Genomic DNA, 14,684 nt, shown 5'->3' on the forward strand with positions numbered 1-14,684 from the left:
GTTTTCAGGTGTTTAGGTGATTTTCTCGTCGACGACGCCGCGGCGGATCATGTCGGCGGCGTTCCGGGCTCTCTTCGCGGTCTGATCGTCGGCGATCTTGGCGACCTGAATCAGTCCGTCGAGCACAAGCCTTGCCGAGCGCACGAAGTCGCCCGCCGTAAGGTCCACACCTTCTTGCCAGCTGGCCGCGAGCACCTCCGACAGCGAACCTCCCGATACCCAATGGTGGATCACGGGGGCCAGTGCGAGATCGATATCGCTCGTCTGCGGAAGCTGGCGTTTGCGCTCGGCTGCGGAAATCTTGTTCGCCGAGGCCTCGGTCGCGGCCAGGGCCTCCTGCAGCTTCGGAGAGCTCGGCGGCCGGACGGTTTGTTGGCGCCGCCCATGTGCCACCACTGCGGCGACGCACGCGGCGAGTTCGGCTGAATCGAGGCCCGCCCACGCGCCGCCGCGAACCACTTCGGTGATGAGCAGTTCCTGTTCCGAGTGCACCCGTGCGAGCAAGGCGCCTTCCTCGGTCGCGACGATCTGTCCGCCCCGGCCTTGCTCGAGGTAGCCGAACTCACGAAGAAGATTGACGATTCGCCGGAAGCGCCGGGCGAGCGATGCCTGGTCGTCTTCGATGCGCCTGGTCAGTGTCTGCTCTCGTGCGGCGACCTCGTTCCACGCGTGCCACGCCTTTGCCCAGAGCTCGAGTTTTTCGTTTCCATGCAGATGGTGAGCGGCAAGTTCTCGCCGCGCCGCGCCGATCCGGGGATCCGAGGGACGGTTCTCCTTCTTTCGGAGTTTCTTCGCGCGCGCCCGAGCTTTCGGCGCAAGCCGATCCATCTGTCCGACGAGTCGCTTACGGTTTCCTCCGGTCGTCGCGCGACGCCCCGAAGGAAGCACGAGACGCCCGACGGTGATGGGCGGGCGGTGGAAGTCGCGGACATCGAGCCACTTGGTGTGACCGTTGTCGAGAAGGCACAGCACGCGCGCAGCGGTGGGCGAATCGCTCTTCACCGTAAGCACCGTTCCGAGGAACGCGAGGCGTTTGCGATCGATGAGAAGCACGTCGCCCTCATCGGTTCGCGTGAGCGCCTTCGCGATCTCGGCATCGGCGTGTTCGCGTTGTTTCTGCTTGTGCTCACGCTCGAGCGCGGTGAGCTTCGCCCGCAGCGCCATGTAGTCGTCGAGCTCGGCCGGTGGGTCGAGCCGGTCGAGTGCGTCTCGGCGTTCGGCGGCCTGACGGCGCGTGTGTTCGAGCGCGGAGGCTTCGCGTACGACGTCCTTGTCTATTTGGAACTGGGCGAAGCTACGTCCGACGAGGGCCTCGGCTTCTTTGTCGCCGATGGTGGACACGAGGTTGACGGCCATCGAATAGTCGGGCGCGAACGCGCTTCGTAGAGGGAACTTCGGCGAGTTGGCGAGATTGATCAGGACGTGGAGGTCGAGCTCGGGATCGTCGAGGGTGACGGCGGTGCCGAGGATATCGATTCCGCGCCTGCCCGCGCGTCCGGTGATCTGCGAATACTGCGCAGCAGTGAGCGGCACATGCCCCTCGCCGTCAAACTTGGTGAGCTTTTCCAGAACGACCGCTCGGGCGGGCATGTGGATACCGAGGGCGAGCGTTTCGGTGGCGAAAACGACCTTGATGAGCCCGTCGGAAAATAGTTCCTCGACGATTGTGCGGAACAGGGGAAGCATCCCGGCGTGGTGCGCCGCGATCCCCGCGGTGAGTCCTGATCGGAAAGCGGCGTAGTCCAATGCCTCAAGGTCGGCGGCGGGAACCTCGCGAACCGCTTCGTCGGCGAACGCGCCGATATCGCGTGCTTCTACCTTTGTCGTGAGACGGAGCCTGCTTCGGCGCATCTGCTCGACGGCACCGTCGCAGCCCGCACGGGAGAAGATGAAGTAGATGGCGGGGAGAAGCTCTTCGTCGTCGAGAGCCTCTATCGCATCGAGACGCTTGGCCCACAGCGGACGGCCCTTGGTCGACATGCGCCGATCGTGATAGCCCTCTCCCCTTCCGCGGCTCTCGCGGAGCAGCCCGTCGGTGATCGGTACCATCTCGCCTTCGCGCAAGAGGAGATGCCGAAGCGGAACCGGGCGATGGGTGCTGCTGATCACGGCGGTATCGCCGCGCACACTTGAGAGCCAATCCCCCAGCTCGTCCGCGTTGGAGACTGTGGCCGATAAACCGACGAGTTGAACGTGGGTGCCGAGGGTGAGGATGATCTCCTCCCACACGACACCTCGAGAGCGATCGCCGAGATAGTGGATCTCGTCCATCACCACGCACGAGAGGGATTCGAGAATAGACGATTCCGCGTAGATCATGTTGCGGAGTACCTCCGTCGTCATGACAACGACGTCGGCGTCGGGGTTGATCGAATGGTCTCCGGTGAGAAGGCCGACCGCATCGGTGCCGAAGCGGGAACGGAATTGCCGGAACTTCTGGTTACTCAGCGCCTTGATCGGAGTGGTGTAGACGCAGGTGCCGCCGCGGGCGAGCGCGCGGTGTGCGGCGTACTCCCCGATGAGCGTCTTGCCCGACCCTGTCGGGGCGGATACGAGCACATCCCGCTCGTCGTCGAGTGCGTCGAAAGCCTGTTGCTGGAACTCGTCCGGCCGAACGTTCGATGCTGTGAGAAATGAGGTCAACAGAGGACGCGACTCTATCGAGTCAGGGCCCTCGGTGGCGCTGCCGGCGGAAGAGGAGTTAGTCAAGAAATCACTTGTGCGTCGGAGACATGTACATCGACGAATTTAAAGCACGTCGTCATAGTTGCCAGGATTCACGGGACCGGATTGTCCGGGGTTCGGATAGGGCCCTGGAGCGGCACTGGGCGGAGGTAGTGGGGCGCTACCACCTACACCGAGAGAGGCGGTTCCGTAGTGGTCTGCGCCGGTGCCGATCGGCGCCGGGCTACCTACGGACGACGGCTGGTAGGCGTTGCCGGAAGTACCGGCTTCCTCGGCAGTGATCGGCGACGCTTGGTCGTCGTCGAGCTCATCCCAATCGCGCTTGTTCTTGCCCCTACGCTTGTCGTTGATGCGCGCGAACTGGGTGGCGACCTCCACCAGCACGCACACGGCGACGGCGAGGGCGAGCATGGAGAACGGATCCGAGCCCGGTGACATGACGGCGGCGAACCCGAAAATGGCAACGATGATGCCACGCCGCGCCTTCGCCAGTTGCTCGTAGGACAACACCCCGACAACATTGAGCATTGCCACGAGCAGCGGAATCTCGAAACTCACGCCGAAGATCAGGATCAGGTAGATGACGAAGTTGAAGTATTCGCTACCCGAAAGGGCCGTTACCTGCACGTCGTCGCCAACCGTGAGCAGGAAGTCGAGCGCCTGGGAGACGACGATATAGGCGATTACGGCGCCTGCAACGAACAGCAAAGCGGCGAGGGTGGTGAAGATCCGCCCGAAGCGGCGCTCCTTTTGGTGGAGGCCGGGCACGATGAACGCCCACAGCTGGTACAGCCACACCGGGCACGAAAGAACCGCACCGGCGGTGAGTGCGACCTTGAGACGCAGCATGAACTGCTCAAACGGGCCGGTGGCGAGAAGACGGCACTCGTCGGTGGCGTTGAAGCTCGCACGTGCGGACTCCGGCAGAGAGCAGTATGGGCCGGTCAGAATACTGCCAAGCGATTGGATAGGTCCGAGCGAGTACTGGTACCACATGAAGCCGAAGATGGTCATGATCAAGACCGCAGCCGCCGAAATCAACACTCGCTTCCGGAGCTCATAAATGTGCTCCATGATCGGCATCGAGCCGTCCGGAGCTCTCTTGGTGCGCTTGCGGCGGCGAGTCTTCGCGGACGGTTTGGCCGGTCCATCGCCGGGAGCCGGCTGATGCGCCTGTGGCGCGGAGACTCCGCTGTCGCTCATTGTGGCCGTGTTCGTCCTTCCCCAGCGCGCCTGACCCCCGCACACGAGGGTCGAGCGGCATGCATGTGCCTACTGGTTCTGAGTACCCGGGTTGTACGGGGCGTTCTCGCCCGGGTTGTAGGGCTGACCCGGATTCACGTTCTGTTGCTGCGGCTGCTGGTAGCCCTGCTGGAAACCACCCTGCTGCTGCGGCTGCTGGTAGCCCTGCTGGAAACCACCCTGCTGCTGCGGCTGCTGCTGGTACGCCTGCTGGGGCTGCTGGAAGTTCTGCTGCGGCTGTGCATACTGCTGGTACTGCTGATCACCCTGCGGGTACTGGGCATTCGACGGAAGAGCCTGTTGAGGCTGCTCGCCGTCCTTGCCCTCGTGCTGCATCTCCTTGACCTCGGACTTGAAAATGCGCATCGAGCGTCCGAGCCCGCGCGCGGCGTCCGGGAGCTTCTTCGCGCCGAAGAGCAGCACGACTACCGCCAAGAAAATAAGCAAATGCCAGGGGCTTAATCCGCCCATTGGGAGTACCTTCCGTTTCTTTCGCTTCTCGCAGCACAATCGTACCCCGCCGCAGCCCTATCGCCGGACCGCCGTGCGGTGGACTCCACCCCTGCTGGAATGGGTGCCGCTCAAGATGATTCAAGAGTATGGAGACGGTGTCATGCAGGTCAATTGGAGACAGTGACCTCACAGCAACTTCCCGGCTAACACTTGGTTAAGCGTCGGGGTGAGGCCACTAATTTCCGTACGCAGAAAGCGCCTCATGCGCCTGCTCGGCGATTTCCGTACGTAGCTCCTCGTCCAGTGGCTGTAGGGTCGTCGCGTTTCCGAGTAGGAACCGTCGCAACCAGTCCGGGTTGTAGTAGTCGACCGTCACCTCGGCGGATCCGTCCTCCCGCCAATGGATATCGCGGAACGGGTATTGCTCGACAAACCATGCCGAACCGGCCGGAACGACCGCGCGAATGGATTGTGTCGGGGTGGTGGACGCCTGTTCCGGTTCGGGCCCCACCGGGTGAGAGGTGCCAAGAGGTTCGACGTGCGCGATTCGGTCGGTGCGGAAAGTACGCCACTCCCCGATCTCACGGTCCACTCCGCGGAGATATGCATGCTCGGCCTGCACGTGCAGACGTCCGCCATCGACGATACGAATCCTCGTCGAATCCGAGCCCGCCGAGTGATAGACGAACCGGACCGCCAAACCCGATTCAAGGGCGGACCGCAGGTGTTCGGCTGCTTTCTCACTTGTTGACGGCGCCGGAGCCGTGGTCGAGGCTGCGTCCAGGCTTGCGTTGGCCGGCGAAATGGTGCCCAGCATCCGCAGCGCTTCGTCGAGCCCCTCCTGGTCCACGACTTCCGGGCGACCCACCAATGTGGCGAGCGCAGTCTTGAGGGTGATCGCCTCTTCGAAGGTAAGCCGCAGGGGACGGTCTATCCCGGCGAAAAAGGTAACCTCGACGAAGTCGGCCTCTGCGAGGTCGGTGTAGTCGTCGAACGCATCCACCTCGTGAGCGGGGTCGGAGGCGTCGTCGACCCATCCACCGTGGTCCTTGTCGCTTACCTCGCTCCAGAATGCGAGGTCGACGAGCTGGCCGGGCCCGTGGCCGGGAAGTCCACAGCACCACAGCTGGCTCAACGTGTCGCGGAGTTGTTTCTCGGTAAGCGAGAGCTCACGCGCGGCGTCGGCTACGGCGACCGGACCACCTTGTTCGCGAAAATACGCGAGGACGGTGAGCATTTTGTCCGCGGACACTGGCGAACGGGGGGTCATCGGACGGCCTCCAACGCTGCTCGTAGGGTCCCTGTTACCGCGTCCACGAGCTCGGGAGGTTCGAGTGCCCTCGCATTGGGTCCGGCACCAGCTACGAGCTCTGCAATGGTGACCAGTGAGACCGAAGAAAGTTCGAGCTCTTCCCCGTCGACGCCGCCGAGCGCGGATTCCGTCGAACGATGAGAGTGGGCGCGAAGCTCCGCCCCCGACCCCTTGGCCACCCACACCCGCGCGTCGATGCTCGGATCGAAGGTCCGAACGGACTCCTCGAGAATGCGCTGGATCTCCTCGACCGGCGGCCGGGGATGCTCGGCGGTCTGGTTCTTGACCGGTGAGAGCTCCGCGATCCGCGACAGCCGAAAACAGCGCACGTCGTCCCTGTCGAGGTCGTAACCGACGACGTACCAATGCGCCTCGTGGGTACCGACGAGCCACGGCTCAAGCCGCCGCGGCAGCGGATCGAGCTCGCCCGCGCCCGTGTGGCAAAACGTCACCACCAGGTTCTTAGTACTGAATTCGGCAAGATCCGCGGCGAGCTCTAGTTCCCGGGAATCGCCGGGGTCGGCGGCAACCGGAGTCGCCAGTTGTGGCCGGATCCCGCCCGCGCGCAGCTTAGTCAGTGCGCCGGTCAACTCGGCATTGCGCGCAGCCCCGCTCCATACCTCGCTGACGATGGCGAGCACACCAGCAGCGCGCGGCGTGAGCTCCAACGGCGGCAATTCCACGTCGGCGCGTCGAATCCGGTACCCCGGCGTTGCCTCGTTATCCATGGTCGGGCCGGTTTCGAGATGAACCCCGGCCGCTTCGAGTTCGGCCTTATCCCGCTCGAAGGTGCGCTCGAACGAGCTCTGCGTCGACGCATCCTCGTAGCCCTGCACGGTATATCGGATCTGCTCGGCGGAGATGAATTGCTCCCTTGAGAGCAGACAAATCACCAAGTTGACCAGGCGCTGAGACTTCGAGGTGGACACGGATCCTAGGGTACGGAAGAAAAAGTGGCGATGAGGCTGTCGACACGCTCATCGGATTGGACGAAGGGGTCGAGCAGCGCGACAGTATTGCTTGCCGTCGATGTCCCGGCGCCGGCTTTGAGATGTACCCAGTCGACGGTGAATTCTGCTCCGGCAGCTTCGGCTGCGGCGATGAACTTCCCGCGTAGCTTGGCCCGTGTCGTGGTCGGCGCTTCGACACGAGCGGCCTCGATCTCCTCGTCGGTGACAATCTTCGCGGCCTTGCCCCGCGCTTCGAGTAGCGAGACGATCCCGCGCCCCGGGCGCACATCGTGGTACGTCAGGTCGACCTGCGCGAGCTTCGGATCGTCGAGTTCGAGGCCGCCCTTGTCCTGGTACGCCCGGATGAGTTGAAGCTTCGCAGCCCAGTCGATCTCCGTGGCAATGGACGAATAGTCACCACTGTCGACAGCGTCGAGCGCCCGCTCCCAAAGCTCGATCATTGCCGCGTAATCCTCGCGGTCGGAGCGGTCGCAACCGCCGCCGTCAAAATAGGTCTTGACGGCGGAGAGGAACTCGCGCTGGAGCGCGAGGGCACTCGTGGTGGTTCCGTCGGCGAGTGCGATCTCCGCAGTGCCGGTGAGGTCACGAGAGATTTCCCGAATGGCGCGCACCGGGTTCGCGATGGCGAGATGACTCATCGACACACCGGACTCGAGTAGCTCGAGAACAAGTCGCGTGGAGGCGACCTTGAGCATCGTGGAGGCCTCTATCATGTTCGAATCGCCGACGATGACGTGCATGCGCCGGAACTTCTTCGAATCCGCGTGGGGCTCGTCGCGAGTGTTGATCATCGGCCGGGAGCGCGTCGTCGCCGAGGACACCCCGTCCCACATGTGTTTTGCACGTTGAGAGAAGCAATACCGCACCTCCCCGTTCGGTTCTGTGAGGATTTTGCCCGCGCCACAGATGAGTTGGCGAGACACGAGGAACGGCAGCAACTCGACGGCGATATCGCGGAGCGTGGTCGTTCGATCGACGAGATAATTCTCGTGGCAACCGTAGGAGTGACCGGACGAATCGGTGTTGTTCTTGAAGATGAAGACCTTCGCGAGGATGCTTTGCTCGGCGAGCATCCGCTCGGCTTCGACCGCGAGATCATCGACTACCCGCTCCCCGGCCTTGTCGTATGCGATGAGTTGACGCAGGCCGTCGCATTCCGCCGTCGCGTACTCGGGGTGCGAGCCGACGTCCAGGTATAACCGCGAGCCGTTGGCGAGAAACACATTGGACGAACGCGAACGCTCGACGATCGGGCGGAAGAGAAAGCGGGCTACCTCATCGGCGCCCAACGCTCTCGACCCGCGCGCAGAGACGGAGGTGATGCCGAACTCGGTCTCGATACCGACGATACGACGGATCACTGTCCACCCTTTTGCACATACGACTTCACGAACTCTTCGGCGTTGGTCTCGAGGATGTCGTCGATCTCGTCGAGCAGCGAGTCCGCCTCGGAGGTGTTGGCTGCCTTCGCTACCTGGCCGGCCTCGTCGTCGCCTTCTCCCCCGGACGAACGAGTGGTGTTGATCTGAGCCATATGGACGCTTCCCTTCGTACTGGCTTGGCGTGCTGAATCTAGGATATGCCCGCGACGAGGCGCGAGGGGCCGTCGATGGAAAGCAAGTGCTCTCGGTCGTCGACCTCCTTCTTATTCCCTGCGTACGGATCGGGCATCTCCACGTAACGGGGCTCGCCGTCCGAATCTACGATGGTGAGCTGGTCCCAACCGGCAGCGAACACATGCTCGCCGAGCCTGGAGATCGCCTGCCCGCGCAACCACGCACGCGTGTCAGTGGGTGGGGTCAGCGCAGCCGCCTCGATCTCCTCATCGGTGAGCAGTCTGCGGATCCGGCCGCGTGCGGCTAGACGATTGTAGAGGCCTCGGTCGGGGTCGATATCGCTGTACTGGATATCGAGTGCGGCTAGTTTCGGCGAATCCCATTCAAGTCCATCGCGAGTGCGCAAGCCGTCGAGCAGTGCAAGTTTGGCCGGCCAGTCGAGGCAATCCGCACAGCCCATCGGGTCCTCGGCGAGCCGGTCGAGGATGTCGGACCATTCGGCCAGCACATCGGCGGACCATTCCGGAACGGTGTGGTCGCGGCAGAATTCGGTGACCCGGCGCAGGATCTCCCGCTGCTGCGCGAGAGCGGTCATCGACCGGCCGTCGGCGAGGTGGATCTCTCGTGCGAGCGAGATGTCGTGGCTGATGGTCTGCACGGCCTGCGGCGGGTCCAGTGCCTGGAGATCGTCGAAACGAATTCCTCCCTCGATCGCATTGAGGACGAGCGAGGTAGTGCCGATCTTGAGAAAGGTGGCAAGTTCGGCGAGGTTCGCATCGCCGATGATGACGTGAAGCCGGCGCCATTTATCGTCGTCGGCGTGCGGCTCGTCGCGTGTGTTGATGATGCCGCGACGAAGCGTCGTCTCCAGGCCCGAGAACACCTCGATATAGTCTGCGCGCTGCGAAAGCTGGAACCCCGCGCGTTCGCCGAATTGCCCGATCCCGACGCGCCCGGATCCCGTGAACACCTGGCGGGTGACGAAGTGCGGAGCGATATTCTCGGCGATGACGTCGAAGTCGACATCGCGCCGGACGAGATAGTTCTCGTGTGTGCCGTAGGATGCGCCCTTACCGTCGACATTATTTTTGTAGAGGCGGACGGTTTCGTTGCCCTCCGTCGCAGCGGAGTCGACTCCGGCCTGGTGCATGATCCGCTCCCCCGCCTTGTCCCACAGGACCGCGTCCCGCGGAGAGGTCACCTCCGGCGAGGAATACTCGGGGTGCGCGTGATCGACATAGAAACGCGCGCCGTTTCGCAGTACGCGGTTGGTGATTCCGAACTCGCTGGGATCCATCAGGGACGTCGGGCGCGCCTCGGACAGGTCGAAGCCACGAGCGTCGCGCATCGGCGACTCCGAATCGTAGTCCCATCGGGCGTTCGCCACCGGCGAGACCTCCGGCTCGTCATAAGCGCGGATGACCTGCGTGGAGGTGACGATGGACGAAATCAGGGGCGCTCCCGGTACCGATATCCCGAACTCGATCTCGGTGCCGAGGATCCGCCCGGTGGTTTCTGCCTCCGACGTCATCTATGCATCCTTTCCAGCGGCCCCGGCGCTCGCGTCGGCGGCGAGATCCTTCGCGGCGACCGCGCGCACCTCGACGACGCGTTCGCCACGCACGCCGGTGAGCCTGGCCCATTCCTGCGGATTGGAGGTGTTGGGCAGGTCCGTGCTTTCCCCGAATTCCGCGTCCACGGAGTCGAGGAAATGCTCGAGCGTGAGGCCCTGCCCGTCGCCGGCGACGATGTCCTTGATCGCGAGCTTCTTCGCTCGATCCACGACATTGCGCAGCATGGCGCCGGACACGAGGTCCGCGAGGTAGAGGTCCTGCGTCTTGCCCGAGGCGAACCGCAGTGTCGCGTAGTGCGTCGAGTGCTCCCTGCGGAACAGGTGCTCGACGATCTTGTCGGTGATCATGGCCGCGTGGGCGGAGGGATCGGCGTCGCCGACCTCGGCGGGCTCGAACCGCAGAGCTCCGACGACGTATTTCGACAGGATGTCGCGGGATTCGTCGCGGCCGGGACGGTCGATGCGAATCTTGAGGTCGAGGCGGCCGGGGCGCAGGATCGCCGGGTCGATCATATCCTCACGGTTCGAGGCGCCGATGATGATGACGTTGCGCAGATCCTCTACGCCATCGATCTCGGCGAGCAGCTGAGGTACGACGGTCGTCTCCATGTCCGAGGACACCCCGGCGCCGCGGGTGCGGAAAATCGAGTCCATCTCGTCGAAGAACACGATGACGGGGTGTCCGTCGGTGGCCTTGTCCCGGGCTCGCTCGAAGACGTTGCGGATGTGCCGCTCGGTCTCGCCGACGTACTTGTTGAGCAGCTCCGGTCCCTTGATCGACAGAAAACTCGATTCGGGTATGACGTCGGAGTCCGTGAGTTTGTCTTGTCTCCCGTCACCTGCGGTGTTTGTGTGCTGGCGCGCGGAGGCCTCGGCGAGCGAGCGAGCCACTGCCTTGGCGATGAGCGTTTTGCCGCAGCCGGGAGGACCGTAGAGCAGCAGTCCTTTCGGTGGTGACAAGTGGAACTCGTGGTAGAGGTCCTGGTGGAGAAACGGTAGCTCGATGGCGTCCCGGATCTCCTCGATCTGGCGCCCGAGGCCGCCGATCTCGGTGTAGGACACGTCTGGGACCTCTTCGAGCAGCAGGTCGTCGACCTCGGCCTTCGGAACGACTTCGAACGCGAACGAGGACTTGGTGTCGACGAGTAGTGAGACCCCGCCACGCAGCCGCTCGCCGCGCAGCTCGTGCGAGAGATAAACTATGTGCTCTTCGTCGTTGCCCATGACGACGCGAGCGCGCTCACCGTCGGACAACACATCACGAAGCGTGGCGGTCACTCCGAAACCGCTCTGCTCGGGAAGCGCCTCGACAATGGTCAGGGCCTCGTTGAGCCGTACGACTGTGCCGGGGCGAAGGTCAGCGGGTTTGACCTTGGGCGAGATCGTGAGCAGCATGCGCCGGCCGGAAGTCATGACCTCGGCTGTTTCGATGTCCGAGCTCGCCGATCCCGGCAAGGTTCCGCTGGCCCCGGAGAGCTGGTCCGCCTGCGCCATCCGGCCGCGCGCCGCGCTCGACATGGACACCGTGTCGTCCTCGCCGGCGACGGGTTCGCCGAGCGCCACGACGACCCCGTATGTCGACGGCGGGGTTCCGAGCCGCTCGACCTCACCCTTGAGCGCCTCGAGCTGGTCGCGCGCATCCTTCAGGAGGTCTGCGAGCCTGGCGTTGCGGGACGACAGCGCGTCCACCTTGATGGTCTTCTCGCGAGCGCTCCGCTCGGAGTGCTGCAGCTTGCTGCGAAGGCCGCTTAGTTCTTCCCGCGAGATCTGGGCCACCGAGGAGGAATCGCCGCTTTGAGTGCGGTCCGTCACGCAACTCACCTTCTTTCATCGACGACTGTGTTGTTGGGCCCTATCAGTTCTAAGGCGTACCTTCCTACTCTAATGCTTTCCGCTACGACGCTGCCGTTTGATGGTCGTCACGCCGTCCGCCAACCGCCGTGCGGTAATGAGAAAAGCGGTGTGACCTTGGATTCTGTGCTCGGGTCGGACGGCGAGACCGACGACGTGCCAGTCTCGGTTGATCGATTCCCAGGCCCGCGGCTCGGTCCAATTCTGCTGATCGCGTAGCGCCTCGACGACCTGGGACATCTGCGTCGTCGTCGCGACGTAACAGATGAGCACGCCGCCGGGTCGGAGTACCTTGTGCACCGCTGGAAGCGTCTCCCACGGCGCGAGCATGTCCAGGATGATTCGGTCGACGGGCCCGCCGAGTTGTTCGACCGTCGTGTCTGCGAGGTCTGCGACGCGAAGCTGCCAGTTCTCGGGGTGCTCGCCGTAGAACGTCTTCACGTTTCGTTCGGCATGCACCGCGTGATCCTCGCGGATCTCGTAGGAGATCACCTCGCCCTCCGGGCCCACGGCGCGGAGGAGCGAACATGTCAGTGCCCCGGAGCCGGCGCCTGCCTCGAGCACGCGCGCCCCGGGGAAGATGTCTCCCTCGTGGACGATCTGCGCGGCGTCCTTCGGGTAGATCACCTGGGCGCCGCGCGGCATGGATAGCACGTAGTCCGTGAGCAGCGGGCGCAGCGCGAGATACGCGGCGTCCCCGGTCGAGGTGACGATGCTTCCCTCGGCGGTGCCGATCAGGTCGTCGTGCCGGACGGCGCCGGCATGGGTGAAGAATTCCGAACCAGGCTGCAACACGACCGTGTACTTGCGACCTTTTGCGTCTGTGAGCTGAACGCGGTCTCCCTGAACGAAGGCGCCTGAGCGTTGCACCGTGGTTAGACCTTTCTGTCTGTGCGCAGGATGCGACGGCATCCCGCGCCGGTTGGGGTTCTTTCGACTCGTGCCCATTACCCTGCCAGGTATGAGCAGTACTTCCGAATCCGAAACCACGCCCGAAACGGCACAGCTCCCGGGCATGCCCGAACCCAAGAAGGTCGCGCGACCGCGGCCGCTCGCCCTGTCGGCTTCTCGAGCCTCGGATTACCGTCAGTGCCCGCTGCTCTATCGCCTCCGCACTATCGACAAGCTGCCGGAGCCGAAGACGAAGGCGCAGGTGCTCGGCACCACCGTTCATTCGGCGTTGGAGAATCTCTACGCCCTTCCCCAGTCCGAGCGGACGACGGCGAAGGCCACCGCCCTTGCCGAGGCAGAGGCCGAGAAGTCGCTCGCCGAGGGCGGTATCGCCGCCGACGTCATCGAGCCGGATAAGCACGAGGCGTTCACCGGCGAGGCGGCGCAGCTCGTCCGCGGCCTTTACGTCGTCGAGGACCCGACCCGGTTCGACCCGACGTCGTGTGAGGACTATCTCGTCACCGCCACAGAACACGGCACCCCATTGCACGGGTTCGTCGACCGCATCGACGTCGCGCCCACGGGCGAGGTACGGGTCGTCGACTACAAAACTGGCAAGCCGCCCCGGCCGGGGTACGAGCGAACGGCGCTCGCGCAGATGAGGTTCTACGCGCTCATGTATTTCCTCATCCGAGGTGATATCCCGACCCAGCTCAAGCTCATCTATCTGAAGAACGGATCGTTCCTCACGCTGTCGCCCACCGACCACATGCTCGCCGAGACCGCCCGCGAACTCGACGCGCTGTGGGCCGATATCGAGCGTGACGGCAAGGAGGGGACTTTCGAGCCGAAGACGTCGAAGCTGTGCGGTTGGTGCAACCACAAGGCCCACTGTCCCGCATTCGGTGGGACGCCGCCGGAATATCCGGGCTGGCCGGGCACGCGCCAGGTCGGCTGAGACCGACCGCTGCCGCCGCTGGAGGCTCGCCGATGACGTCGGAGGCACCGAAATTCGTGGCCTCCGCCGTCATCACATCCGGCAGGACCGGATGTCGGAGGCCAGGATCGCCTTTGCGCCTGCGGCCGAGAGTTGGTCCATGATCGTGTTCATGTCGGCGCGCGGAACCATCGAGCGCACGGCGACCCAATTCGGGTCGGCCATCGGCGAGACGGTCGGCGACTCGATGCCGGGTACGATCTCGGTCACGGTATCGAGAAGCTCTTTCGGGCAGTCGAGGTCGAGCATCATGAATTGTTGGGCGAAAACCACACCCTGCAGGCGCGCGATGAGCTGACGCATCTGGGTGGTCGTCTCCGCGCCCCTGCGCCCGATGAGCACGCCCTCCGAGTCGCACAACATCGGGCCGAATGCCTCGAGCCCGTGTGCGCGCAGGGTTCGCCCCGAGCCGACGACGTCCGCGATGCAGTCGGCGACGCCGAGCTGGATCGAGATCTCCACGGCGCCGTCGAGGCGGATCACCGTCGCCTCCATGCCCCGCTCGGCCAGGTCGTCGCGCACGATGTTCGGGTACGAGGTCGCGATGCGAGCCCCGGCGAGCTTGTCGACATCCCAGCCCTCGCCTGCGGGACCGGCGTAGCGGAACGTGGAGTGCCCGAAACCGAGCGCGAGCAGCTCGGAAACGTCGCCCTTCGAGTCGGCGGCGAGATCGCGGCCCGTGATCCCCAGGTCGAGTTGGCCGTTACCGACATAGATCGCGATGTCCTTGGGACGAAGGAAGAAGAACTCGACGCCGTTGTGCTGGTCGAGAACGGTGAGGTCCTTGCCCTCACCGCGCCGCTTGTACCCGGCCTCGGCGAGCATGTGGGCGGCGGACTCGGAAAGTGAGCCCTTATTCGGCATGGCCACGCGCAGCATGCGTTCTCCTTACAGGTAGCGGTAGACGTCGTCGAGGCTCAGGCCGCGCTTGTGCATCATCACCTGAGTCCAATAGAGCAGCTGGGAAATCTCTTCGGACAGTTCCTCGTCGCTCTGATACTCGGCGGCGATCCACACTTCCCCGGCCTCTTCGTTGATCTTCTTGCCCAGGTGATGAATGCCCTTGTCGAAGGCCGCGACGGTGCCCGAGCCCTCGGGACGCTCGGCGATGCGCTGGGCGAGTTCGGCGAAAAGAGAATCGAAGGATTTCACG

Annotated in this window: 12 protein-coding genes and 1 pseudogene; 1 reads left to right on the top strand and 12 read right to left on the bottom strand. The window is 64.0% G+C overall.

What is annotated here, in order from left to right:
• Positions 1-12: 12 nt before the first annotated feature.
• The 10 genes and pseudogenes from BJL86_RS08075 to BJL86_RS08120 form a co-directional block, all read right to left on the bottom strand.
• Positions 13-2,643, bottom strand: a complete 2,631-nt coding sequence (locus BJL86_RS08075) for a DEAD/DEAH box helicase (RefSeq protein ID WP_156515176.1) — start codon at positions 2,641-2,643, stop codon at positions 13-15.
• A gap of 105 nt (positions 2,644-2,748) precedes the next feature.
• The gene (tatC, locus tag BJL86_RS08080) at positions 2,749-3,768 is read right to left on the bottom strand and encodes a twin-arginine translocase subunit TatC (RefSeq protein ID WP_156515183.1); all 1,020 of its coding nucleotides are present in this window, start codon (positions 3,766-3,768) and stop codon (positions 2,749-2,751) included.
• A 303-nt stretch (positions 3,769-4,071) separates the two neighbouring features.
• A pseudogene (gene tatA / locus BJL86_RS08085) lies at positions 4,072-4,398 on the bottom strand (Sec-independent protein translocase subunit TatA); the annotation flags it as partial.
• A gap of 217 nt (positions 4,399-4,615) precedes the next feature.
• A complete protein-coding gene (locus BJL86_RS08090; protein ID WP_067471194.1) occupies positions 4,616-5,650 on the bottom strand; it encodes a helix-turn-helix transcriptional regulator in 1,035 nt (344 codons plus the stop codon).
• Entirely contained in the window at positions 5,647-6,621 is a 975-nt protein-coding gene (locus BJL86_RS08095) for a helix-turn-helix transcriptional regulator (protein WP_067471192.1), read from the bottom strand. The genes BJL86_RS08090 and BJL86_RS08095 overlap by 4 nt, the downstream gene beginning before the upstream one ends.
• A gap of 5 nt (positions 6,622-6,626) precedes the next feature.
• Positions 6,627-8,024 (bottom strand): Pup--protein ligase, encoded by a 1,398-nt coding sequence (gene pafA / locus BJL86_RS08100; RefSeq protein WP_067471191.1) that lies wholly within the window; start codon positions 8,022-8,024, stop codon positions 6,627-6,629.
• Entirely contained in the window at positions 8,021-8,197 is a 177-nt protein-coding gene (locus BJL86_RS08105; protein WP_067471188.1) for a ubiquitin-like protein Pup, read from the bottom strand. Before BJL86_RS08105 ends, pafA begins: the two co-directional genes overlap by 4 nt.
• Before the next feature lie 38 nt (positions 8,198-8,235).
• Positions 8,236-9,750, bottom strand: a complete 1,515-nt coding sequence (gene dop, locus BJL86_RS08110; protein ID WP_067471186.1) for a depupylase/deamidase Dop — start codon at positions 9,748-9,750, stop codon at positions 8,236-8,238.
• Positions 9,751-11,604 (bottom strand): proteasome ATPase, encoded by a 1,854-nt coding sequence (gene arc / locus BJL86_RS08115; protein ID WP_067471183.1) that lies wholly within the window; start codon positions 11,602-11,604, stop codon positions 9,751-9,753.
• Positions 11,605-11,673: 69 nt separating this feature from the next.
• On the bottom strand, positions 11,674-12,555 hold the full coding sequence (locus BJL86_RS08120) for a tRNA (adenine-N1)-methyltransferase (RefSeq protein WP_067471181.1): 882 nt from the start codon (positions 12,553-12,555) through the stop codon (positions 11,674-11,676).
• A gap of 49 nt (positions 12,556-12,604) precedes the next feature.
• On the opposite strand from BJL86_RS08120, the gene BJL86_RS08125 reads away from it, so the two are divergent.
• Entirely contained in the window at positions 12,605-13,492 is an 888-nt protein-coding gene (locus BJL86_RS08125) for a RecB family exonuclease (protein ID WP_082908287.1), read from the top strand.
• Positions 13,493-13,564: 72 nt separating this feature from the next.
• Here the strand turns inward: BJL86_RS08125 and hisG are convergent, their stop codons facing one another.
• Together hisG and BJL86_RS08135 are read right to left on the bottom strand one after the other, a co-directional pair.
• The gene (gene hisG, locus BJL86_RS08130) at positions 13,565-14,410 is read right to left on the bottom strand and encodes an ATP phosphoribosyltransferase (protein ID WP_067471178.1); all 846 of its coding nucleotides are present in this window, start codon (positions 14,408-14,410) and stop codon (positions 13,565-13,567) included.
• A gap of 9 nt (positions 14,411-14,419) precedes the next feature.
• Positions 14,420-14,683, bottom strand: coding sequence for a phosphoribosyl-ATP diphosphatase (locus tag BJL86_RS08135; protein WP_067471176.1), 264 nt, complete (start codon positions 14,681-14,683; stop codon positions 14,420-14,422).
• Position 14,684: the final 1 nt, after the last annotated feature.

The organism is Dietzia timorensis, assembly GCF_001659785.1.
In the GTDB taxonomy this organism is placed as follows: Bacteria; Actinomycetota; Actinomycetes; order Mycobacteriales; family Mycobacteriaceae; genus Dietzia; species Dietzia timorensis.

Coding starts and splice junctions, on each gene's coding strand:
- BJL86_RS08105 (WP_067471188.1), bottom strand. CDS start 8,197: ATGGCTCAGATCAACACCACTCGTTCGTCCGGGGGAGAAGGCGACGAC.
- BJL86_RS08125 (WP_082908287.1), top strand. CDS start 12,605: ATGAGCAGTACTTCCGAATCCGAAACCACGCCCGAAACGGCACAGCTC.
- BJL86_RS08090 (WP_067471194.1), bottom strand. CDS start 5,650: ATGACCCCCCGTTCGCCAGTGTCCGCGGACAAAATGCTCACCGTCCTC.
- hisG (WP_067471178.1), bottom strand. CDS start 14,410: ATGCTGCGCGTGGCCATGCCGAATAAGGGCTCACTTTCCGAGTCCGCC.
- BJL86_RS08120 (WP_067471181.1), bottom strand. CDS start 12,555: ATGCCGTCGCATCCTGCGCACAGACAGAAAGGTCTAACCACGGTGCAA.
- dop (WP_067471186.1), bottom strand. CDS start 9,750: ATGACGTCGGAGGCAGAAACCACCGGGCGGATCCTCGGCACCGAGATC.
- tatC (WP_156515183.1), bottom strand. CDS start 3,768: ATGCCGATCATGGAGCACATTTATGAGCTCCGGAAGCGAGTGTTGATT.